We start from the raw sequence: 21,578 nt of genomic DNA, 5'->3' as shown, positions 1-21,578 counted from the left end.
GTCAGGCCGCACTGGCGAGGCGTTGGCGCAGGCCGGCAAGCAGGCCTTCGGCGGCATCGATCACACCAGCCTGATGCGGCTGCAATTCCTGCCCTGCCCATTCGTCGATATGGTCCGACAGCGGGTCGACCACTTCGGTGCGATGATTGGCCAGCGTCTCGATGACGGCATGGCCGCAGAACGGAACGTAACCTTCGGAATAGCCGCCTTCATGGCTCATCATCAGGCGTCCCCGCGACGTCTCGGCAGCCAGCGCCACCATGCGTGCGGCTAGGCGCCGGAAGCATTCACTGTTGAGCATCATGCGGCCGAGCGGGTCGAAACCCGATGCGTCGAAGCCTGAAGCGACGATGACGAGGTCCGGCTTGTAGGCGCGCAGGGCGGGGGCGATGACCCGGTCGAAGGTCGATTCATAGGCGCCGGTGCCGCTGCCCGCCGGCAGCGGGATGTTGATGTTGTAGCCTTCGCCGGCATCCTTGCCGTTGTCGGCCAGTGCACCGCGCCCGGTCGGATAGAGATTGTCCTGGTGCACGGAAATGGTCAGCACTGATGGGTCGGAATAGAACACCGTCTCTGTGCCGTTGCCGTGATGCACATCCCAGTCGACCACCGCTGCGCGGCCAAGCAGCCCTTCATGCTGCAGCCGGCGCACGGACACGCCGATGTTGGAGAACAGGCAGTTGCCCAATGCCTGGTCGGGCTCGGCATGGTGCCCCGGCGGCCGCGCCAGCGCATAGGCGTTGTCGACCCGGCCGGTCAGCACTGCGCGCATGGCGGCATATGTGGTGCCGGCCGACAGCAAGGCGATGTCGAAACTGTTGAGGCCGATCGGCGCCTGCGGTCCGGCGAAGCCGGAACCCCGTTCGCTGAGCATGCGGATATCGTCGACGTGGCGTTGGGTATGCACGCGCAGCAGATCCTCAACCGAAACCGGCTCGGGAATGATCGGCACGAGGTGACGCGACAGGCCGCTGACCTGGATCAAATTGTTCAACCGACGCTTCGAGCCGGGCGATTCCAGATGCCGGCCGGGTTCCACGAAACGGCCGGGAGGCATCATGTCGGCGCTGGAGCCGGTATCATGCCACATCAGCTGTTCGTGAAAAACGTAACCTGTCGCCATTCGCAGCGTCCTCTAAAAACCGGGTGACGCTAACAGGCTTGCGGTGGCATGGCCCGACCCGAAAGAGGGGTTGTGCCCGTTATCTATGCCCCTCCTTTCGGAGGGGTTTGGAGGCTTGCCGACCCTTGCGCGGCGCGCACGGCCTGGACCCGGTTGCTCACCGCCAGCTTGCCGAAAATGTTCTTCAGATGCCACTTCACCGTGGTTTCGCTGACCGACAGCGCAAGCGCGATATCGCGGTTGGACATGCCTTCCGTCAGGCAGCGCAGCAGCTCGGCCTCGCGCTGGGTGAGGTGTTCCCTCTCTACGGCTGGCGGGGCCGGCCTGCGCGTCGCCACAGGCATCGTCTGCGCGGCATCGATGATGCGCGTGGCATAGGCTGAGAGTGCCGGATCGGTCTTTGCCTGGGCCGCACGCAGCCGCATCAACCCTTCGACAACGGGCCTTCCCTCATCGATGAAGGAGCGGATGAAGCCAGAGGGGTGGGCAAGGCGCAGCGCTTCGAGCAGATACCGATCGGCCTCGCGCTGGTCCTGGCCAGCACACTTGGCGCGCTGGATCAGCGCCAGGATATGGCGGCGCATGCGCCCGCCGCTTTTCGTGCGCTCCAGAAGCGCGTCGAAGACCCGCGCCGCATCGGCATAGGATTTCTCCGCGGTCAGAAGGCGGCCCTCGGCGAAGAACTCGAATTCGTTGGCGACGGTGGGAGTGGTTTCGGCCCGCCCGCGGCGATGCTCGTTCAGCAGGGCGCGTGCCTCGGCGCCGCGGTTCTGGTCGAGCAGCAGCCTGACGCGGTCATGCACGAGCACCGAAGCGAGACGACGATACACGGAGCCGCGCACACGCTGGTAGACCCGCTCCAGCATATCGAGTGCGGCCTCCGCGCGGCCGGTCAGCTGCAGCACGCGGGCATAGGTCGGCACGCTGGCGAGCGGATAGACGATGACCGCCGCTCCCTCGATCAGCGGCCCGAGATTCTCGACCAAGGTCAGCGCTTCGCTCGACGCATTGGTCTCATAGGCAAGTTCGGCAAGCAGCGTGCCCGCCAGCGCTTCGGCATAAGAATTAGGACCGATCCGCGCCCTTGCCTCGGCGATTGCATCGCGCAGGAGCCGTTCGGCGACGGGCAGGCGGCCGGCCGAGCGTTCGATGACGGCCATGTAGCAATTGGCGATGGTGACGCCGAGCAGGCTGCCGCTTCGCTCATGCGCCTTGCGCGCCGCGTCCACCGCCGCGCGTGCACCGTCGAGGTCGCCCAGTGCATAGAGATTGTAGCCGATGACGTTGGCGGTAGCGCCCTCCATGAACCAGGCGTCGGGCGCAATGACGCGCAGGGCCGCCAGTGCGGTGTCGCGCGCCTGCTCGAACTGCTCCAGCGTGCTGTGGACGGCGGCGGCGAGCACCACCAGTTCCGCATCGATCGTGGTGCCGGTCAACGTGCCGGGATCCTTGCCGTCGGCCGGCCCGGTTTCGACCAGCTTGCGCGCATCGTTCAGCGTCTGTTGGGCAAGCTCGGGTTGGCTGCTGTGCACCGCCAGCCACAGCACGACAAGCTGCAGACGGATGCGCTGGTCGATCAGCTTTTTGGGCAACAGCGCCAGCAATTGGCGCACATAGAGAAGCTGGCACTGGGCGATGAGGTCGAGCGCGTTGTTCTCGACGAACACCGCCGCGCGGGCCTGGTCGCCGGCGGCGAGCGCGTGGCCGATCGCCTCGGTCAGCATCTTGCGTTCGCCGAACCATTCGGCGGCCGCCAAATGCAGCGGCGCGATCATCTCCGGTTCGCGCCGTTCCATCTCGCGGCTGAGGAAGTCGCGGAACAGATGATGATAGCGGAACCAGCGCCGCTCCTCGTCGAGCGGCACCAGGAACAGGTTGCGCGTCTCGATCTCGGTGATCGCCGCCTCGGCATCCGCCGCCCGCATCACCGCCCGGCAGGCCTCCGCGCTGAAGCGTTCGAAGATAGAGCTGTAGAGCAGGAACTTCGCGATCGCCGGCGGCAGTTCGAGAAACACTTCCCCCATCAGGAAATCGGCGACGTTGCGGTTGGCGCCGGTGAAATTGCCGATGACGGTTTCGGGCGCATGCGCGGCACTGAGCGACAGTGAGGCGAGCTGCAGGCCGGCGGCCCATCCTTCGGTGCGCGAACACAAGGTCTCCACASTGCCGCTGCTGACGCTCAAACCGAGCTTCTCGTTGAAGAAGGCCTCGGCTTCGGAGGAGGCGAAGCGCAAATCGTCGGGGCCGATTTCGCAGACATCGCCCAGCACCCTGAGCTTGCCGAGCTGCAGGTCGGGCAGGCTGCGCGATCCGATGACGAAGGCGACATTGGCCGGCGCCTGCCGGGTCAAGCGCTCCATGAACCGCTTGACCGCTGGCGCCTCGATGGCGTGATAGTCGTCGAAGAACAAGGTGATGTCGGCCTCGCGCGCTGCCAATCCCGCCACCAGTGCGGCGAGCACGACGTCAAGCTGCGGGATCGGGCTCGACTGAAAGGCAAGGTCGAGCTCCGCCGGGCTCTGTACGAGGTGGCGCAGCCCGCCCACCAGATGCGACAGGAAGGCACCCTCATCATTGTCTGATGCCTCGCAGGACAGCCACGCAGTCAGCCGGCCGAGGCGCGCCGCTTCCGCAGCCCATTGCGCCATCGTCGTCGACTTGCCGAAGCCGGCCGGCGCGGCGAACAGCACGATGCGCGTGTCGATGTGACGCTTCAGCGTTGACAGGATGGTCTCGCGACGGACCCATCGGCGGTGATGCGGCGACGCGTGCGGGGTGGGTTGCGGAGCTGTTCTCATCTAGGCTCGCGCAACCTGTCGGTTCTCCGGACTGCAGCTGCTCCACTCCGCTTCGATCAGCGGAATTTGCGGCGCGGCATTGCGCGGCAAGGTGCCCTTTATCCGGGGATCGTCGACGATCTCAAAACCGGACGCGAATGGCACAAATCCACAGGCGCCGTAGAAGCCTATCACGCTGTGATGATCGAAGCTGCTTGTATGCAGCCAGACACGGCTTGGTTTCAGGCGCCATGCCTGGTCGAGCGCACCGGCCATCAGGCGTTTGCCGAAACCGCGGCCGGTCAGGGACGGGAACAGGCCGAAATAGGTGATCTCGATCTCGTTGCTGTCGGCGACGAAGAATTCGACCATGCCGAGATGCACGCCGCTTTCATCATGGCCGTAGTAGAGATGCTGGCGTGGATCGGCGAAGTGCTCCGTTATCTCGGTGTCGGACATTTCAGACACGCGGTCCCACAGCCAGGGGGCTCCGATCTCAAGGAAGATCGCCCGATAGGGCGCGCAGTCGGGCGTCGTGATCCGGGTCATGGCCAGGGGTTGCGCGAGGTCGGGCTGCGGCGCGCGCGCCTCCATCCATGTCACCGCATTGGCGAGCTTGCCCGCCGGCAGGCGCCGGTAGCCAATGGCGAGGTCTGTGATTTCGGCCGGCATCGTGTCTTCGGGGATCAACGCATTCCTCTTCATCCCTGCCCGATAGCAGTATCGACTTACGCCCGCTGATGCCAACACCCGCGAATGGTCTGACAAGAGCGCCTGGGCCTGGATCGGATTTTTTGGCGGCACTACCTCTTGCATTTCATGAGAATGGCATATGAGATATGATACACCATCCAAATGAAAGTGAAATACAATGCCTGAGCGGATTGCGGACGAGGCCATTCTCAGCGCGGTCGACGACGGCTTCGCGCGACAGGTCGCGTTCCTGGCCGATCTCGTACGCTTTCCCTCACAGCGCGGCGAGGAGCATGCCGCGCAATCTTTCATGGCGGCCACCTATGAGGCCGACGGCTATGCGGTCGACATGTGGCGCGTCGATGTCGAAGCGATTCGCGACCTGCCGGGTTTTTCACCCGTGGCGGTTTCTTATGACGATGCCTTCAATGTCGTTGCCACCCATACGCCGAGAAACGCGACCGGTCGCTCGCTGATCCTCAACGGCCATATCGATGTCGTGCCGACGGGACCACTCGACAGCTGGGCGCGCGATCCCTACGATCCGGCGATCGAGGAYGGCTGGATGCATGGCCGCGGCGCCGGTGATATGAAGGCTGGCCTGTCCGCCTGTCTTTACGCGCTGACCGCATTGCGCAGCCTCGGCTATCAACCGGCCGCGAAATTGTTCCTGCAGTCGGTCGTCGAGGAGGAGTGCACCGGCAATGGCGCGCTCGCCTGCCTGCAGCGCGGATACCGGGCCGATGCCGCCTTCATCCCCGAGCCGTTGGAGCCGAGGCTGATGCGGGCGCAGGTCGGGCCGATCTGGTTCAGGGTCGAGGTCGACGGCGATCCGCAGCACGCGTCGGGCGCTTTCTCGGCCGGCGCCAATGCCATCGAAAAGGCATTCGTGATCATCCAAGCGCTGAAGCAGCTCGAAATCGTCTGGAACGCCCGCAAGGTCGATGACCCGCATTTTTGCGACCATCCACACCCGATCCGCTTCAATCTCGGCAAGATCGAAGGCGGCGAATGGACGTCGAGCGTTCCGGCGCGCTGTGTTTTCGAGATGCGGGTCGCGACCTATCCCGGCCAGAAGCTCGAGGATGCCAGAGCAGAGCTTGAGGCATGCATCGCCGATGCGGCCCGCGCCGATCCGTTCCTGGCCAACCGCCCGCCCAAGATGAGCTACAACGGCTTCATGGCCGAGGGCTATGTGCTGCAAGGGGCCGACGAGATGGAAGCCGTGCTGCGCCGCAGCCATACCGCTGTCTGGGGCGAGCCGCTTACGGAACATGTCACCTCGGCGACCACCGATGCGCGCTTCTTTGGCCTCTATGCCGACACGCCGGCGATCGTCTACGGTCCGATCTGCCGCATGCCGCACGGCTATGACGAGGCCGTCGACCTGGACTCGGTGCGCAAGGTCACCCAGACCATCGCGCTGTTCATCGCCGACTGGTGCGGCCTTGAGCCCGTCGATCCAGAGGCCAGGCCATGAACGCGGCAGTGCCTGATGCTTTCGGGGAAACACTGGCCGAGGACGCGCCTGACGTCTCGGCGGCCGACGCGCTCGTCATCCTGCGCCGGCACTACGGCCTTGCCGGCACCGCGCGTCCGTTGCCTGGCGAACGCGACCACAATTTCCACATCCAGACGGACGTCGAGGGCGAGTTCGTCCTGAAAATCTCCCATCCGGCGGAAGAAGCGGGCTTCACCGACTTCCAGAACAAGGCACTCGATCACATCCTTGCGGTCGACCCGACCTTGCCGGTTCCCTCTGTGTGCAAAAGCCTGCAAGGAGAGGCGCAATTCACGGTCAGCGTCGGTGGATCGGCGCCACGCATCGTCCGGCTGGTCACCTATCTGCCCGGCCAGTTGCTGTCGCGGTCGCCTGCATCACCGGCGCAAGATCGCAATCTCGGCATCTTCCTTGCCCGCCTTGGCCGCGCGCTGCGCGGCTTCTTCCATTCGGCCGCCGGCAGCGACCTGCTCTGGGATATCCGCAAGGTGGCCAAGACGCGGCCGATGCTGGTGCATATCGCCGACGCTGGTCGGCGGGCCATGGTCGAGCGTGCGATCGACGCCTTCGAGGAGCATGCGGCGCCGGTCATCCCGAAACTGCGCGCCCAGATCGTCCACAACGACATGAACTCCTACAATGTGGTGATGGATGCGTCGCTGCCGGAGGTCGTGAGCGGCATTCTCGACTTTGGCGACATGATCCACTCGCCGCTGATCTGCGATCTCGCCATCGGCGCCGTCTATCGCTGGCCGGCTGAAGGTCATCCGCTGGTGCCGGCCGCGCGCTTTGTTGCCGGCTACCGGTCGGTGCAACCGCTCGAGACCGAAGAGCTGGGCATCCTCGTCGATTTGATCCGGGCCCGGCTTGCGCTCATCGTCAACATCGCCAGCTGGCAGGCCGAACGCTTCCCGGCCAAGCGCGACTACGTCCTGCGCCTCGCCACCGAGGTCTGGGCGTCGCTCGAACGGCTGGACGGCCTGTCGCCGGCTGATGCCCGCCGCTATTTTCTCGACCATTCCAATCCGGAGTAGATGCCCGTGTCCCAGTCGCCTGCAAATGCCCTTGCCGATGCCGGCGCTTCGGCACAAGAGCGCGCCCTGCTCGAGCGACGCGCCAGGCTGCTTGGCCCGACCTACCGCGCCTTCTACCGCAACCCGATCCATCTCGTGCGCGGCAGCGGCGTCTGGCTCTACGATGCCCAGGGCCGAAAATTCCTCGACGCCTACAACAATGTCGCCTCCGTCGGCCACTGCCACCCGCGTGTCGTCGAGGCCCTGTCGGGGCAGGCCGCGACGCTCAACACGCACACACGCTATCTCAGCGAGATCATCCTCGACTACGCCGAGAAATTGCTCGGCACCTGTCCGCCCCATCTCGGCCATGCCATGTTCACCTGCACCGGCAGCGAGGCCAACGACCTTGCCATCCGCATCGCCCAGCATTCCAGCGGCGGCACCGGGGTGATCATCACCGACTTCGCCTACCATGGCGCGACGATCGCGACCGCACAATTGTCGCCGGCCGCGGTCGGAGTGAAAGCGGTGCCCGCGCAGCACCGTACTGTCGCGGCGCCGGACACGTTCCGCGATCATGGCCGCGCCGCGCGCGATTTCGCGAAAAACGTCGCCGCCGCCATCGAGGACATGCGAGCGCGCAATGTCCGTCCCGCGGCAATGCTTCTCGACTCGGCGTTTTCCAGCGACGGCATCTTCTTTCCCGATGCGGCCGTGATGCGCGAGGCGGCAAGCCTCATCAAAAAAGCCGGCGGCATGGTCATTGCCGATGAGGTCCAATCCGGCTTCGGCCGGCTCGGCCAGGGCATGTGGGGCTTCGCCAATTATGGCATCGAGCCAGATATCGTTACGATGGGCAAGCCGATCGGCGACGGGCATCCGATGGGCGCGGTGATGGTACGGCCGCAGCTTGTTGCCTCCTTCGGCTCAAACACCGGTTACTTCAACACCTTCGGCGGCAACCCGGTCGCTGCCGCCGTCGGCATTGCCGTTCTCGAGGTGATTGAGGGCGAGGGGCTGATCGAGAATGCACGCATGGTCGGCGCCTATACGGCTGATCTGCTGGGCTCACTGAAGGGCCGGCACGGCATGGTCGCCGACGTCAGGGAAAACGGCCTTTATTTCGGTGTCGAGTTGACGGCGGAGGGCGACGAGGCCTTGGCCGCCAGCAAGACATCGGCAGTCGTCGAGGCCATGCGCGAGGACGGCGTGCTGATCTCCTCCTGCGGTCCGCGCGGCAATGTGCTCAAGATCAGGCCGCCGCTACCCTTTGCCAGGGACAATGCCGAGCAACTGGCCGAGACGCTCGACCGCGCACTGTCGAACTGGTGACCGGAGCGGGCCGCGCATGCTGAAGCTTGAACATCAAACCCTGAACGACCGTGCCTATGGCGCGCTCAAGCAGGAATTGATTTCCGGCGGCTTCAGCCCGGGCCAGACACTGGTCATCCGCAAGCTCGCCGAGACGTTCGGCATATCGACCACGCCGATCCGCGAGGCGCTGCAAAGGCTGGTCGCCGAACGGCTGCTCGAGATGCAGAACAACCGCTCGGTTATCGTGCCCTTGCTGTCCGCCCCCGCCTTCGAGGAACTGACGCGCATCCGCATCGCCGTCGAGGGTCTGGCGGGCGAGATGGCGGCGTCGCGGATGACCGAAAGCGGTCTGGTCGACATCCACGCTACGCTCGCCGGCATGCAGCACGCCATCGAGGCGGGCGACGCCAGGGCCTATCTAACGCTGAACGAGGCCTTTCACTTCGCCATCTACCAGCATGCCGGCGCGCCGATCCTTCTGAATATGATCCGCGACCTCTGGGGGCGGGTCGGGCCGTATCTCAAGCTGCTGATGCAGGCGGATCGCTACGTTCCGCAGTCGAACGATGCGCACCGCAAGATCGTCGCCGCGCTGGAGCAGCGCAGCGGTCCCGCCGTCCGGACTTTTATCGAACAAGACATCGCCATGGCAGCCGCTGTTCTGTCGTCAAACCTTGACGCGGCCAGGTGACGGTCCGCCTATCTCGTTTCGTCCAACCGGTCGCGCAGCATGCTCCAGCCGAGCAGCATATTGGGCGCGTGCCGCAACAAGGCATGGAACGGGATCGGTGCCGGCGGCGCAAACGGCAGCGGCAGATCGCGGGCATCGGCTCCAGTCGCCCAGTCGGCCAGCACCTTGCCCATCGCCGTCGTCATGGCAATGCCCCGTCCGTTGCAGGCGCGACCGGCAATGAGCCCGGGCCCGAGGTCCATGAGGTGCGGCAGGAAGTCCGGCTCGACCGCGGCCATTCCCGACCAGCTATAGGCAAGCGGCGCCAGGTCAGGCAATTCAAGATGCCTAGCGAGCCGTCGCCAGATCGTCTGCGGCACGCGCGCATCGGCTCCGGCGCCAAGGATATGCATGCCGCCGCTGATCAGCCGGTTCTCGGCGTCGAAGCGGAATGTGAAGAGATTGCGCCTGGTGTCGCCGACGCCTTGCCCGCCAGGCAGGAGGCGCGTCCGGATTTCACGGGGCAGCGGCGCCGTGGCGATCTGGAAAACCCTAAGCGGAACATAGGTTCGTTGCAGCAACGGATTGAGCGCCCCACCATAAGCGTTGGTGGCGATCAGCACCTTGCCGGCGCGTACCGAGCCCTCTGGCGTTTTCAACACCCAGCAATCCGTCGTGCGATCGAGCGCGGTGACGCGCGTATGCTCGAAGATGCGCGCGCCGGCCTTCTCGGCCGCATCGGCCAGCCCACGCGCGTAGTCCACCGGATTGAGCACGCCGCCAGAACGATCCATCCAGCCGCCGACATAGCCGCGCGCGCCGGTCAGTGCCTCGACGCTCTGCCGGTCCAAGGCAACGGCAGGCCGGCCGCGCTGCGCCCATTGCCCGGCGCGGGATTTGACCTTCTCGAACACGGCGGGGGAATGCGCCGGCTGAATCCATCCGCTCTGCACGGCGTCGCAGTCGATGCCGTGCCGGCGGATCAGGCCGAAGACCAGGTCGGCGCTGCCGGCGGCAAAATCGATCAGCCGTTCACCACGCTCGGGGCCGAGATGGCGGATGATGTTGTCCGGGTCCATTTTGGCAAAGTTCGGCACGACGAAGCCGGCATTCCTGCCGGTCGCGCCCCAAGCGATTATTTCGGCTTCGAGAACGGCGACCGACAGTCCTTTCCCGGCGGCGTGCAGCGCGGTCGAGAGGCCGGAAAAGCCACCGCCGACGATGGCGAGGTCGACATCGAGCCCGCCTTGCAGCGCCGGCCTGCCGCGACGATTGCGGCTGACGGCATGCCAGAGCGAAACGTCGTGCGCTTCCTGCCGGACCGCGGCATTCATGACCCGGAACTGCTCTTGCCGGCAACCATCTTTGCCCGCTTGCCGAACCATGGCCGCCGCGGCCGGTCGCCGAACAGGCCGTTCGGCCGGATCAGCAGGATGACACAGAGCATGACGCCGATGGCGGCGATCTGCAGCGCGGCGGCGCGGGCCTGCTGCTCCGGCGGAAACAGCACGCTGGTCAACGTGCCCGATCCAGCCCATATCGCCCAGACCAGGATGCTGCCGACGACAGCGCCGACATTGCTGCCCGAGCCGCCGACGATCAGCATCACCCAGACCTGGAAGGTCAGGATCGGCAGGTAATTGTCCGGCGCGATGAAGCCGGTGAAATGCGCCTGCAGCGCGCCGGCCAGCGCCATGATGGCGCCACCGACGGCAAAGGCCTGGACGCGATAGAAGCGCGCGCTCTTGCCCAACGAGATCGCCGCCCGTTCGTCCTCGCGCAGCGCCTTCAAGACGCGTCCCCACGGGCTGCGCGACAGGTGCTCCAGGGCGAGATAGGCGACCAGCGTCACCGCCGAGACGACGGCAAGGTTGGACAGGTTGAACAGCAGCGGTGTCTCAGCAAGGCTGCCGAAGGGACGCGGGATGAAGCCGATGCCGAACGGGCCGCCGGTCAATCCCTGCGCGTTGAGCGCGACCAACTGCACGACGACGGCGACGCCGAACGTGGTGATCGCCAGATAGTCGGATCTCAGCCGCAGCGTGGCCATGCCGGTAAGTGCCGCGGCGATGCCACCGACGGCCATGGCGCCGAGCCAACCGACAAGGATCGGCAGGCCGAAGCCACCCAGTCGCGCGGCATCGTCAGGTGTGGTCAGCAGCGCCGAGGTATAGGCACCGATGGCGACGAAGCCGGCGAGGCCGACATTGAACAGCCCGGTCAGCCCCCATTGCAAGTTGAGCCCCAGCGTGACCAGCGAAAAGATCAGAGCGGTGGTCAGGAAGAAGGCGCCGTAGCCGAGCAGATCCATCAGCGTTCCCTCACACCGAACAGGCCGATTGGTCGCACGAACAACACCGCCATCAGGATGATGAAGGAGACGGCGGCGCGCCATTCGGCGCCGATCAACTGCACCGCGCCGGCTTCGGCGAGCCCAATGATCAGGCCGCCGAGCACGGCGCCGGGAATGCTGCCGATGCCGCCGAGAATGGCGGCGGCGAACATCGGCAGCAGCATGTCGAAGCCCATGAACGGGCGGATTTGCACCAGAATGCCGATCATCACGCCGGCGACACAGGCCAGCGCGCCGCCGATGATCCAGGTCACGCGCACCACGCTGGCGACATCGATGCCGACGATGCGGGCCAGTGCCGCATTCTGGCTGAGCGCCTGCATTGAGCGGCCGGTCTGCGTGCGCGTCATCAACAGATGCACGCCGAGCACCAGCATGGCGGTCAGCAGCAAGAGAGCAATCTGGTCTGGCGTGATGCGGATGCCGAAGCCGACCGGCATGGCGATCTGGATCGCCCGGCTGAAATAGGTCGGCCGCGAAGTGAAGGTGAATTCGAGCAGGCTTCTGAGCGCCATCGAGGCGCCGAAGCTCGCCATCACCACGATGATCGCCTGGCCCTGCGAGCGCAGCCGCGCAAACAGAACCTTGTCGAGCAGCAGCGCCAGCAAAGCAGTGAAGGCCATGCCGACGATCAGTGCGACGATCAGCGGCCAGCCGAAGGACAGCGGTCCGATCGGTGCCACCTTGCCGAATGTCGCGCCGATGGCGCTGACGACGGCCAGCGTCGCATAGGTGCCCCAGGCCATGAAGTCGCCATGGGCGAAGTTCGAGAAGCGCAGGATCGAATAGGTGAGCGTCACGCCGATGGCGCCGAGGCCGATCATCGAGCCGGTCAAAAGCCCGTCGACGATGAATTGCAGGCTCATGCCGCGCCTCCTTTCCCGGCGTGAGGCGTTTTTTCTGCCTTGAGGGGGCGCTGGCCAAGATAGAGTTCGGCCACGACCGGGTCGTTCCACAGATCGGATGCGATGCCTTCGTGCCGGTCCTTGCCTTCGACCAGCACATAGGCGCGGTCGCCGATGGCCAGTGCTGCCTTGGCGTTCTGTTCGACCAAAAGGATGGTGACACCGGACTTGCGGATGCCGGCCAGCATCTCGAACACCATCGACACGAATTTCGGCGACAGGCCGGCCGACGGCTCATCGAGCACCAGCACCTTGGGGTGGACGATCAGCGCCCGCGCGACGGCGAGCATCTGCCGCTGTCCGCCCGAGAGGTTGCCGGCGGCGGTCCGCCGCTGGCGGACGAGGTCGGGGAAGGCTGCATACATTTCGTCGATGCGGGCAGGGATTTCGCGCCGCTCGAGAATGCCGCAGGCGACCTTCAGATTGTCCTCGACCGACATCAGCGGGAAGATGTTTTCGGTCTGCGGCACGAAGGCCAAGCCAAGCCGTACCATGGTGTGCGCCGGTGCGGCGGTTATGTCTTTGCCGTCCAGAAACACCGTGCCGCCGGTGATCGGGACAAGGCCGGCGATCGCCTTGATGAAGCTCGACTTGCCGGCGCCATTGGGGCCGAGCACGACGACGATCTCGCCCTTGCTAACGGTGATCGAGGCGCCGCGCACGATCGGCACGCCGGGCTCGTAGCCAGCCTCGAGATTGCAGACATCGAGGACCGTCTCGCTCATGCCGCGCCTCCGAGATAAGCCTCGATGACGCGCGGGTCGCTGGCGACCTCTTCCGCCGTGCCTTCGCTTAGCAACTGGCCGCTCGCCATGACGAGGACGCGATGGCAGAGCCGCGTCACCATGTCGATGTTGTGTTCGATCAGCAGGAAGGTGATGCCGCGCGCGTTGATATCGCGGATGCGGTCGATAATGACTTCGAGCAGCGTTGCGTTGACGCCGGCCGCCGGTTCGTCGAGCAGGATGATCGCCGGATCGGCCATCATCACGCGGGCGAGTTCGAGCAGCTTGCGCTGGCCGCCGGACAACACGCGCGCCGGTTCATGCGCGAGGTGGGTGAGGGTGACCAGATCCAGCAGTTCTAGCGCCTTGGTCCTGGCGGCTTTCTCCTGCGCCGCCACTCGCCATGGCGCGACGAAGTTGGCAAGCAGCTTTTCGCCGGCCTGACCCTGCGCCGCCAGCATGATGTTTTCGATCAGCGTCAGGTTGGGCAGCGGACGCGGGATCTGGAAGGTGCGGCCAAGGCCGCGACCGATGCGCAGATGCGCGGCTTCGCCCGAAACGCGCGCACCGTTAAGCAGGATATCGCCGCTGGTCGGCAGGATGCTGCCGGCAAGCAGATCGAACATCGTCGTCTTGCCGGCGCCGTTCGGCCCGATCAAGCCGAGGATTTCTCCCGCCTTGACGTCAAACGAGACATCGTTGACGGCGACGAGGCCGCCGAACCGCCTGACGACGTTCCTTGCCGTCAGGACCGGCGCACGGGTCTCTTGTCCCTGCTGTTCCGCTGCCTCGCTCATCAAACCCTCTGGCCGAAGACGATCGTTGTCGCCTCCTGATTTTTGATTTGTGATCACACTTGCTTTGATCACGCTATTCGGCTTTAATTTCGTCCGCAAGCCGAAAACCGGCCGAGAACGGAATTCCATGCAAAAGGCTGCCATCGAAAAGAACAACGAGGCCATCGCGGCCCAGCTGGCGCCGGTCGGCCGCGAGACCGTGCAGGATCGCGTCTATTCGGAATTGCGCCGTGCCCTGATCGGCGGTCTGTTCGAGCCAAGCCAGGTGCTGACCATACGTGGTCTGGCCGACGCGCTGGTCACCTCGACCATGCCGGTGCGCGAGGCGCTCGGCCGGCTGATCACCGAAAAGGCGTTGGAGGCGCTGCCCAACCGTTCGGTGAGGGTGCCGCCGATCACGCTTGAACGCCTCGACGATCTCTTGCGTGCCCGCATCCTGATCGAGGGCGAGGCCATTGCGCTGGCCGCCGCCCGCATGGGACCGCGCCAGATCGCCACCATCGAGACCATTCTCGGCGAATGGGACGAGATGCGGGCTCTGAAACACAAGAAGGATGTCGATCGCGAAGTGACGCTCAACCAGAGCTTTCATTTCGAGATCTATCGCTCCTGCGGCTCGGCCGTGCTGATCCCGATGATCGAGAGCCTGTGGCTGCAATCGGGCCCCTGCATTCGTGTCGCCATCTACGCCTTCTCGGAAGCCGGCGAGGTCGACACCGCCCAGTATCACCGCCGCATCGTCACGGCACTGGCCACCCAGGATGCGCAGGCCGCGCGGGAGTCGCTGGCCGCCGACATCAGCCGGCCCTTCACCTTCCTGCGCAGCAAGCTGCAATCCGCCGCCGCGAAAGACCAGACATGACCGCCATCAGGATCAACGAGCCACGCTCGCAGCTTTCCGTAACGGCGCTGTTGCTGCCGCAGAAAGCGCCGGAAAACGCTGCCTTCCTCAAGGCATATCTCGGCACGCCACGCGTCGTCCCGGGCATCCATGCGATGTGGACGGGACCGGAAATCTCCTGTCCGGTTCCCGCTGCCGATCTCGAGGGCCAGCCCTTTGCCAGGCCTTTGCCGGCCGAGAACGCGACGCTGACGCCGCAGCCGGGCGACATCGTGTTGTCCTATGTGCCGCCGCGCATGTGGGGCGGCAATCCCAATGCGATCTTCGACATCGGTCTCTACTACGGGCAGGGCGCGCGCCTGCTTTTCCCGATCGGCTGGTTCGCCGGCAGCGTGGTGGCGCAAGTGCGCGCCGAAGAGCGCGATCGGTTCGCCGCCGCCTGCGGCGTCATCCGCCGCAACGGCGCCTGCGACGTCACCTTCAGCCTGGTGGAGGGCTAGATGGCCGACGACAGTTTCGAGCTCTTCGATCTTCGCGTCGAGGCGGTCATCCCGGAGGGCAAACCGATCTATTGCGGCGCCAAGGCCGGCGACTATTTCGAGCTCAAGGGCGAGATGCTGTCGATGCCGGCTGGCCAGGGCTTTTCGATCTATTCGATATCGGCCGTGTTGCCGTTGCTGGCAGCCAAGCAGCGCCCGACCCACCCGAACGACTGGATGACCTCGGACGCCGAGATCGCCTGTCCCGATCCCAATTGCGCCAGTCGGCTGAGGATCGTCAGGGTGGCCAAGCGGCGGTTCAGCCATGCCGAGACCACGGCCGTGCCGCTGCCGAAGCGGGGAGACGACAAATGAGTACCCAGACTTTCGAACTCGGCTCCGGCTACACCATCTCGCGCGTCATCCGCGGCGGCTGGCAACTGGCCGGCGGCCACGGCGCCATCGACCGCCAGCAGGCGGTGACCGATCTGATCGCCACCTTCGATGCCGGCATCTGGACCTATGATTGCGCCGACATCTACACCGGCGTCGAGGAGCTGATCGGCGCGGCGCGCCTGCGGCTGGCCAGCGAGCGCGGCCTCGACGTCGCCACCAGGATGAAGGTGCATACCAAGCTGGTGCCCGACCTCGAACGGCTGGCCGGCATCAGCCGCGACTATATCAGGAGTATCGTCGACCAGTCGCTGCGGCGGCTGAAGACCGAGCGGCTCGATCTCGTGCAGTTCCACTGGTGGGACTATGCGCAGCCGCGCTATGTCGAGGCGATGGGTTGGCTCAACGAGCTTCGGCTTGAGGGCAAGGTGCGCAATCTCGGCACCACCAATTTCGACACGCCGCGGCTGGCCGAAATCCTCGCCGCCGGCATCCCGCTGGTCAGCCAGCAGCTGCAGTATTCCGTGCTCGACCAGAGGCCGGGCAACAGCCTTGCGGCACTCGCCGCGAAAAACGGCGTCAGCTTCCTCTGCTACGGTTCCGTCGCCGGCGGCTTCCTCAGTAACAAATGGCTAGGCGTGGCCGAGCCGGCCACGCCGCTCGAAAACCGCTCGCTGGTCAAATACAAGCTGATCATCGATGACTTTGGCGGCTGGAACCTGTTCCAGCAGTTGCTTCAGGCGCTGAAGGCAGTCGGCGACCGCCACGGCGTCGACATCGCCACCATCGCCAGCGCCTGGGTGCTGGAGCAGCCGCACGTGGCGGCCGTCATCGTCGGTGCTCGCAACCAGGCACATGCGCTTGCCAACGCCGGCATCATGGATGTCACGCTCGATGCCGAGGACCGGGCGCGGATTGCAGCCGTCATCGCGCAAGGCACCGGCCTCGAGGGTGATGTCTACACGCTGGAGCGCGACCGCCAGGGCCGCCACGGTTCGATCATGCATTACAACCTCAATGCGGGGAAGCAATGAGCGGCGAGCCCTCCCTGTTTTCACGCGCCAGCGCCGAGATCGTCGACCTGCATCGCTTTTTCGTCGACTGGTTCGTTGCGGCGCGCGCCAATAAAGCGGACTTCAGCCGCTTCGAGCGCGTCATGGGCGACGGCTTCGCCATGGTCGCACCGGACGGCCAGGTTCTCGATCGCGACGCGGTCGTCGGCCATGTCCGCACCAGCCGCGCCACGTGTGACGACGGTTTCGCCATTTCGATCGAGGACATCCGGCCGGGCTGGCAGGATGCCGAGACGATCGTCGTTTTCTACGTCGAGGCGCAACTGCGCGGTGGCAAGCACAGCCGCCGCCAGTCGAGCGCCGTCTTCACCACCAGTTCATCGGCGCCCAACGGCGTCCTATGGCGACATCTGCATGAAACCTGGCTGCAGGTGCCGGGACGCTGAACAGGAGCATCGACAAAAGTGCGAAGCGGTTTTTGGGTTTGTTCGATGCGCAGACAAAGAGACATGTAATCCAGTTCGTGTAGCTCAAAGGGGAACAACAATGAGAAAGACGATACTTCAACTCACCACCGCGCTCGCCCTCGTAACGATGGCCGGTGCGGCGCAAGCGGCCGATTGCAAGATCACCGTCGGCCTCGTCATGGAACTGACCGGCCCGGCCGGCGAATATGGTCAGGCCGGCGCCAAATCGGTAGAGATGGCCTTCCGCGACATCAATGCCGCCGGCGGCGTGCGCGGCTGCGACCTGGCGACCGACACGCGCGACAGCCAGAGCCAGGGCAACATCGCCGTCGACGCCGCCACCCAGCTGGTTCAGGTCAAGAAAGTGCCGGTCATCATCGGCGGCATCATCTCGTCGGTGTCGATCCCGATCCTGACCTCGGTCACGGCACCGGCCAAGATCGTCCAGGTGTCGCCGGCTTCGTCGTCGCCGACGCTGACGGCGCTCGGCCGCGACGGCAAGACCAATGGCATCTTCTTCCGCACCATCACCTCGGATGCGCTGCAGGGCGTCGCTGCCGCCAAATACGCGGTCGACAAGGGCTTCAAGAAGCTGTCGATCATCCATGTCAACAACGACTTCGGCGTCAACATGGTGGCCGAGTTCTCGCGCGCCTACAAAGCGCTCGGCGGCACCATCGTTTCCGACACGCCCTACAACGAAAAGCAGTCGAGCTATGCTTCCGAAGTGACGGCGGCGATGGCCGGCGAGCCGGACGGGCTCTATCTCGTCAGCACGCCGGTTGACGGCGCGACGGTTGCCCGCACCTGGATTTCGCAGGGTGGCGTGCAGAAGTTCCTGCTCAATGACGGCATGAACAGCCCTGACTTCATCGAGTCCGTYGGCGCCGACTATCTGAAGGACGCCTATGGTACGTCGTCCGGCACCAGCCCGACGGCCTCCACCGACTATTTCACGAAGAACTACAAGGAATTTTCCGGCATCGAGCCGTCCAATCCGGCGGCCGACCGCTCCTATGATGCGGGCGCCATTGTCGGCCTCGCCATCGCGATTGCCGGCTCCGAGGATCCGGCCAAGATCAAGGACGCGATGTACAAGGCGGTCGACCCGGCCGGCACGCCGATCTTTGCCGGCAAGGACGAATTCGCCAAGGCGCTCGGCCTGATCAAGGACGGCAAGCCGATCCGTTACGAAGGCGTCATCGGTCCCGTCGCCTTCGACAAGTATGGCGACATCACCGGCCCCTTCCGGCTCTGGAAGATCGTCGACGGCAAGGTGACGACCGACGGCGAAATGACCACCGACGACGTCAACGCGTTGCAAGCCAAACTTCAGTAAGACAACTTCTCGCCCGGCGTCGATCCGATCTCATCGCGATCGACGCCGGACGGTCAGTTTGTCTCGTACATGGATGGCCGTGAGAACCATATCGTTTGCACGGACAAGGGTTTGACCGGCAGGCGATCATGAATAGGATTGGCCCATCAACAGGATTGGCCAATGTCGCCTGAAACTGAAAAACTTCTATCTGCTCTAGGCGACCGGCTGGGCGCGGCCGGTGTGCTCGCCGGCTCCGACGTGGATCAACGCTATCGCGACGATCCCGATGGCAAGCTCGGCGCACTGCCCGAAGCGGTGCTGCGTCCGCGCGACACCCAGGGTGTCGCTGCCGCGCTGGCCGCGTGCAACGATCTCGGCCAGCCAGTTGTCGTGCAGGGCGGACGCACCGGGCTGACTGGCGCCGCGCGCGTGCAGCCTGGCGAGGTTGTGCTGTCGCTGGAACGCATGACAGGTCTCGATGCACCGGATCGTCAGGCTGCCACCATCCTCGCCGAGGCCGGCGCAACGCTGCAGGCGGTGCAGGAGGCAGCCGACGGCGCCGGTCTGATGTTCGGCGTCGATATCGGCGCACGCGGTTCGGCCACTATCGGCGGCAATGTCGCCACCAATGCCGGTGGCATCCGCGTGCTGCGCTACGGAATGTACCGGGCGCAGGTTCTGGGGCTGGAGGCGGTGCTTGCCGATGGCAGCGTGCTGACCTCGATGAAGGGCCTGCCCAAGGATAATTCCGGCTACGACCTCGGCCAGCTCTTCATCGGCACGGAGGGGACGCTCGGCGTCGTCACACGCGCGGCGCTCAGGCTGCATCCGAAGCCGGTGTCCGAGGTAAACGCCTTCTGCGCACTCCCATCGCTCGATGCGGCGATCGCCCTGCTTGGGCTGCTGCGGCAAAGGCTCGGCCCGCTTTTGTCTGCCTATGAGGTCAACTTCGCGCCGCTCTATGACGCGATGGTCGCCAGCATGGACATGCCGGCGCCGCTGCCGGCGGGTTCGCCTGTCTATGTGCTGGCCGAGATCCAGGGCAGCGAACCCGACCGTGACGGCGAGCGCTTCGCCGAGGTCTTGATGCAGGCGGTCGAGGACGGCGTGGTCGACGATGTGGTCGTCTCGCAGTCGCCGCGCGAAGTCCGGGCGCTGTGGGCCGTGCGCGAGGACGCCAATCGCGTCCTGTTTTCGATCAAAGGCCTTGTCGGCGTCGACATCAGCATCCCGCTGGCGCGGATGGGTACTTTCCTACGGGAAGCGGACGCTGCCATCCATGCCATGGATCCCGGCGCCGACATCTACGTCTTCGGCCATCTCRGTGACGGCAATCTGCACTACCAGGTCCGCACGGTGGATCCGGCGGCGGCATACGATATCGTCTATCGCGGCGTGGCGGCAGCCGGCGGCGGCGTTTCGGCCGAACATGGCATCGGCCTCGACAAGAAGAGGTGGCTGCATCTGGTCCGCAGCGATGCCGAGATCGCCACGATGCGGCGGCTGAAGGCAGCTCTCGACCCCAGAAACATCCTCAATCCGGGCCGGGTCTTCGACCTGGTCCCACTTGCCTTCGCAGGATGATAGCGGCCAGCCTGTAATCAACGCGATACCGCGACATCCGTCGGCCGTGGCTGCCGCGCACTCAGGTCCGTTCCGTGGCGACTTGCCTGGGGATGAGAAAACGGGCGGCGAGCACGCAGAGCAGTACGGTGAACATCAGGATCAGCGCCACCAGCGCATTGATGTCGGGGGAAAAGCCAAGCCGCATCATCGCCCACAGCCTCACCGGAAGCGTGCTTTGGGTGCCGGTGACCAGGATGGTAATCATGGTCTCGTCGAACGACAGCGCGAAAGCCAGGATGGCGCCGCCGACCATTGCGCTCGACAGGTTCGGCAGGACGATGCGCCAGAACGTTTGCCAGCCGGTGGCGCCGAGATCGTAGGATGCTTCGACCAGCGTGCGGCTCATCGACTGCAGCCGCATCAGCACCGTGCGATAGACGATCGCCAGCACGAAAACCGTATGTCCGATGACCACCGTCAGCAGCGAGCGTTCAAGGCCGATCTCGCGGAAGAAGATCAGCAACGCCAGACCGCTGATGATCGGCGGCATCAGGAACGGCAGGAAGATGATGAACTGCAGCAGCGTGCGCCCGGAACGGCGGCTGTGATAGTAGAGCGCCAGAAGCGTTCCGCTGACCACCGACAGGATGACGGTGCAGACGCCGACGATCAGCGTGGTCCGCAAGGCGGCCAGAATGTCGTGGTTTTCGGCCAGGGCGACATAGGTCGCAAGCGTCGGCGAAGACCAGTCGACATTGCCATGCGCAATGGTGAAGAACGACGACACGATCGGCACGGCCAGCGGGCTGTAGAGCAGCACCGCGACCAATGTCGTGATCGCAGCCAGAAAGACGGTGGATAGCCGGGGCAGGGCGGTCATATCGCTGTCCCCCGGTTGCGGCCGAAGCGCTCGCCGACAAGAATTGCCGCGATCACCACGACAGCCAGCGCCACTGACAGCGCCGCTCCGAACGGCCAATTGTAGGCCGTGCCGAACTGGCTGTAGAGGATGCGGCCGAAGGTGAAGCCGCTGATCCCGCCGACCATTTGCGGCGTCAGGAAATCGCCGATCGCCAATACGAACACGAAGCTCGCCGCGGAGGCGACGCCGGGCAGGCTGAGCGGCAAGGTGATGCGCAGGAACGTCTGCAGGCCGCTTGCGCCCAGATCGTCGGAGGCACGCAGCAGCACCTGCGGAATCCGCTCCAGCGACAGGAAGATCGGCAGGATGGCGAACGGGATCAGCAGCAGCGTCAGCGTCAGCAGGATGGCGTTCATGTTGAACACGAAAAGCGTCGACGGCTCCTGCAGGATGCCGAGCCCGACCAGTGCCTTGTTGAGAAAGCCGTTAAGGCCGAGGATGCTGCGGATCGCATAGATCTTGATGACGTAGCTCATCAGCAGCGGCACCAACAGCAGCATCAGCAAGGCATAGCGCCAGCGCCCCTTGAGGGTCGTCAGGAAATAGGCGGCGGGATAGGCGAGCAGAATGCAGATTGCCGCCACCGAGAGACACAAAACGATGGTGTTCCAGAATACCGGAAGAAAGATCGGATCGGTGAAGAAGCGGACATAGTTGCCCAGTGACAGCGTATGAACGATCGTGCCCTGGTCGACGCTGAAG

At 64.9% G+C, this 21,578-nt stretch carries 21 protein-coding genes; 11 read left to right on the top strand and 10 right to left on the bottom strand.

From position 1 onward, the window contains the following. Window position 1 precedes the first annotated feature (1 nt). From ACXJ7R_RS02330 to ACXJ7R_RS02320, 3 genes are all read right to left on the bottom strand, one after another. On the bottom strand, window positions 2-1,123 hold the full coding sequence (locus tag ACXJ7R_RS02330; protein WP_457150400.1) for a class II histone deacetylase: 1,122 nt from the start codon (window positions 1,121-1,123) through the stop codon (window positions 2-4). 83 nt (window positions 1,124-1,206) lie between these two features. Continuing rightward, the gene (locus ACXJ7R_RS02325) at window positions 1,207-3,921 is read right to left on the bottom strand and encodes a LuxR C-terminal-related transcriptional regulator (RefSeq protein ID WP_457150399.1); all 2,715 of its coding nucleotides are present in this window, start codon (window positions 3,919-3,921) and stop codon (window positions 1,207-1,209) included. Continuing rightward, window positions 3,922-4,590, bottom strand: coding sequence for a GNAT family N-acetyltransferase (locus ACXJ7R_RS02320; RefSeq protein ID WP_457150398.1), 669 nt, complete (start codon window positions 4,588-4,590; stop codon window positions 3,922-3,924). It lies immediately after the preceding gene. Window positions 4,591-4,771: 181 nt separating this feature from the next. Here ACXJ7R_RS02320 and ACXJ7R_RS02315 point away from each other — a divergent pair, with 181 nt between their 5' ends. The 4 genes from ACXJ7R_RS02315 to ACXJ7R_RS02300 are packed head-to-tail and all read left to right on the top strand — an operon-like array spanning window position 4,772 to window position 9,115. Further along, window positions 4,772-6,073: an ArgE/DapE family deacylase gene (locus ACXJ7R_RS02315; RefSeq protein WP_457150397.1), complete on the top strand. Its 1,302-nt coding sequence runs from the start codon at window positions 4,772-4,774 to the stop codon at window positions 6,071-6,073. Next, window positions 6,070-7,128: a phosphotransferase gene (locus ACXJ7R_RS02310; RefSeq protein ID WP_457150396.1), complete on the top strand. Its 1,059-nt coding sequence runs from the start codon at window positions 6,070-6,072 to the stop codon at window positions 7,126-7,128. Before ACXJ7R_RS02315 ends, ACXJ7R_RS02310 begins: the two co-directional genes overlap by 4 nt. Beyond that, on the top strand, window positions 7,129-8,442 hold the full coding sequence (locus tag ACXJ7R_RS02305) for an aspartate aminotransferase family protein (protein WP_457150395.1): 1,314 nt from the start codon (window positions 7,129-7,131) through the stop codon (window positions 8,440-8,442). 16 nt (window positions 8,443-8,458) lie between these two features. Further along, window positions 8,459-9,115 carry a GntR family transcriptional regulator gene (locus ACXJ7R_RS02300; protein ID WP_457150394.1) on the top strand — a complete coding sequence of 219 codons (657 nt, stop codon included), beginning with the start codon at window positions 8,459-8,461 and terminating at the stop codon, window positions 9,113-9,115. Between the two features lie 8 nt (window positions 9,116-9,123). On the opposite strand, the gene ACXJ7R_RS02295 is transcribed toward ACXJ7R_RS02300, so the two are convergent. From ACXJ7R_RS02295 to ACXJ7R_RS02275, 5 genes are read right to left on the bottom strand one after another with little or no spacing between them, the layout of a single operon-like run. Further along, window positions 9,124-10,428 (bottom strand): NAD(P)/FAD-dependent oxidoreductase, encoded by a 1,305-nt coding sequence (locus tag ACXJ7R_RS02295; RefSeq protein WP_457150393.1) that lies wholly within the window; start codon window positions 10,426-10,428, stop codon window positions 9,124-9,126. Next, window positions 10,425-11,408 (bottom strand): branched-chain amino acid ABC transporter permease, encoded by a 984-nt coding sequence (locus ACXJ7R_RS02290; RefSeq protein ID WP_457150407.1) that lies wholly within the window; start codon window positions 11,406-11,408, stop codon window positions 10,425-10,427. The genes ACXJ7R_RS02295 and ACXJ7R_RS02290 overlap by 4 nt, the downstream gene beginning before the upstream one ends. Then, window positions 11,405-12,313, bottom strand: a complete 909-nt coding sequence (locus ACXJ7R_RS02285; protein ID WP_457150392.1) for a branched-chain amino acid ABC transporter permease — start codon at window positions 12,311-12,313, stop codon at window positions 11,405-11,407. Before ACXJ7R_RS02285 ends, ACXJ7R_RS02290 begins: the two co-directional genes overlap by 4 nt. Next, window positions 12,310-13,077 (bottom strand): branched-chain amino acid ABC transporter ATP-binding protein, encoded by a 768-nt coding sequence (locus tag ACXJ7R_RS02280; RefSeq protein WP_457150391.1) that lies wholly within the window; start codon window positions 13,075-13,077, stop codon window positions 12,310-12,312. Before ACXJ7R_RS02280 ends, ACXJ7R_RS02285 begins: the two co-directional genes overlap by 4 nt. Further along, window positions 13,074-13,874 carry an ABC transporter ATP-binding protein gene (locus ACXJ7R_RS02275; RefSeq protein ID WP_457150390.1) on the bottom strand — a complete coding sequence of 267 codons (801 nt, stop codon included), beginning with the start codon at window positions 13,872-13,874 and terminating at the stop codon, window positions 13,074-13,076. The genes ACXJ7R_RS02280 and ACXJ7R_RS02275 overlap by 4 nt, the downstream gene beginning before the upstream one ends. Window positions 13,875-14,001: 127 nt before the next feature. Here ACXJ7R_RS02275 and ACXJ7R_RS02270 point away from each other — a divergent pair, with 127 nt between their 5' ends. From ACXJ7R_RS02270 to ACXJ7R_RS02240, 7 genes are all read left to right on the top strand, one after another. Beyond that, window positions 14,002-14,736 carry a GntR family transcriptional regulator gene (locus ACXJ7R_RS02270; RefSeq protein ID WP_095081116.1) on the top strand — a complete coding sequence of 245 codons (735 nt, stop codon included), beginning with the start codon at window positions 14,002-14,004 and terminating at the stop codon, window positions 14,734-14,736. Beyond that, window positions 14,733-15,215, top strand: a complete 483-nt coding sequence (locus ACXJ7R_RS02265; RefSeq protein WP_457150389.1) for a DUF3830 family protein — start codon at window positions 14,733-14,735, stop codon at window positions 15,213-15,215. The genes ACXJ7R_RS02270 and ACXJ7R_RS02265 overlap by 4 nt, the downstream gene beginning before the upstream one ends. After that, the gene (locus ACXJ7R_RS02260) at window positions 15,216-15,569 is read left to right on the top strand and encodes a TIGR04076 family protein (RefSeq protein ID WP_457150388.1); all 354 of its coding nucleotides are present in this window, start codon (window positions 15,216-15,218) and stop codon (window positions 15,567-15,569) included. Then, the gene (locus tag ACXJ7R_RS02255) at window positions 15,566-16,621 is read left to right on the top strand and encodes an aldo/keto reductase (protein WP_457150387.1); all 1,056 of its coding nucleotides are present in this window, start codon (window positions 15,566-15,568) and stop codon (window positions 16,619-16,621) included. Before ACXJ7R_RS02260 ends, ACXJ7R_RS02255 begins: the two co-directional genes overlap by 4 nt. Beyond that, window positions 16,618-17,046, top strand: coding sequence for a DUF4440 domain-containing protein (locus ACXJ7R_RS02250; RefSeq protein ID WP_457150386.1), 429 nt, complete (start codon window positions 16,618-16,620; stop codon window positions 17,044-17,046). Before ACXJ7R_RS02255 ends, ACXJ7R_RS02250 begins: the two co-directional genes overlap by 4 nt. A 100-nt stretch (window positions 17,047-17,146) precedes the next feature. After that, window positions 17,147-18,406 carry an ABC transporter substrate-binding protein gene (locus ACXJ7R_RS02245; RefSeq protein WP_457150385.1) on the top strand — a complete coding sequence of 420 codons (1,260 nt, stop codon included), beginning with the start codon at window positions 17,147-17,149 and terminating at the stop codon, window positions 18,404-18,406. A 162-nt stretch (window positions 18,407-18,568) separates the two neighbouring features. Further along, window positions 18,569-19,972: an FAD-binding oxidoreductase gene (locus ACXJ7R_RS02240; protein WP_457150384.1), complete on the top strand. Its 1,404-nt coding sequence runs from the start codon at window positions 18,569-18,571 to the stop codon at window positions 19,970-19,972. Between the two features lie 61 nt (window positions 19,973-20,033). Here ACXJ7R_RS02240 and ACXJ7R_RS02235 read toward each other — a convergent pair whose 3' ends face one another. Further along, window positions 20,034-20,834, bottom strand: coding sequence for an ABC transporter permease (locus tag ACXJ7R_RS02235; RefSeq protein ID WP_095080914.1), 801 nt, complete (start codon window positions 20,832-20,834; stop codon window positions 20,034-20,036). After that, the coding region (locus ACXJ7R_RS02230) for an ABC transporter permease (protein WP_457150383.1) at window positions 20,831-21,578 on the bottom strand (748 nt) is incomplete at its 5' end. The genes ACXJ7R_RS02235 and ACXJ7R_RS02230, both read right to left, overlap by 4 nt.

Source organism: Mesorhizobium sp. P5_C1 (assembly GCF_054049815.1).
This window is presented reverse-complemented; position numbering and strand designations above follow the sequence as displayed.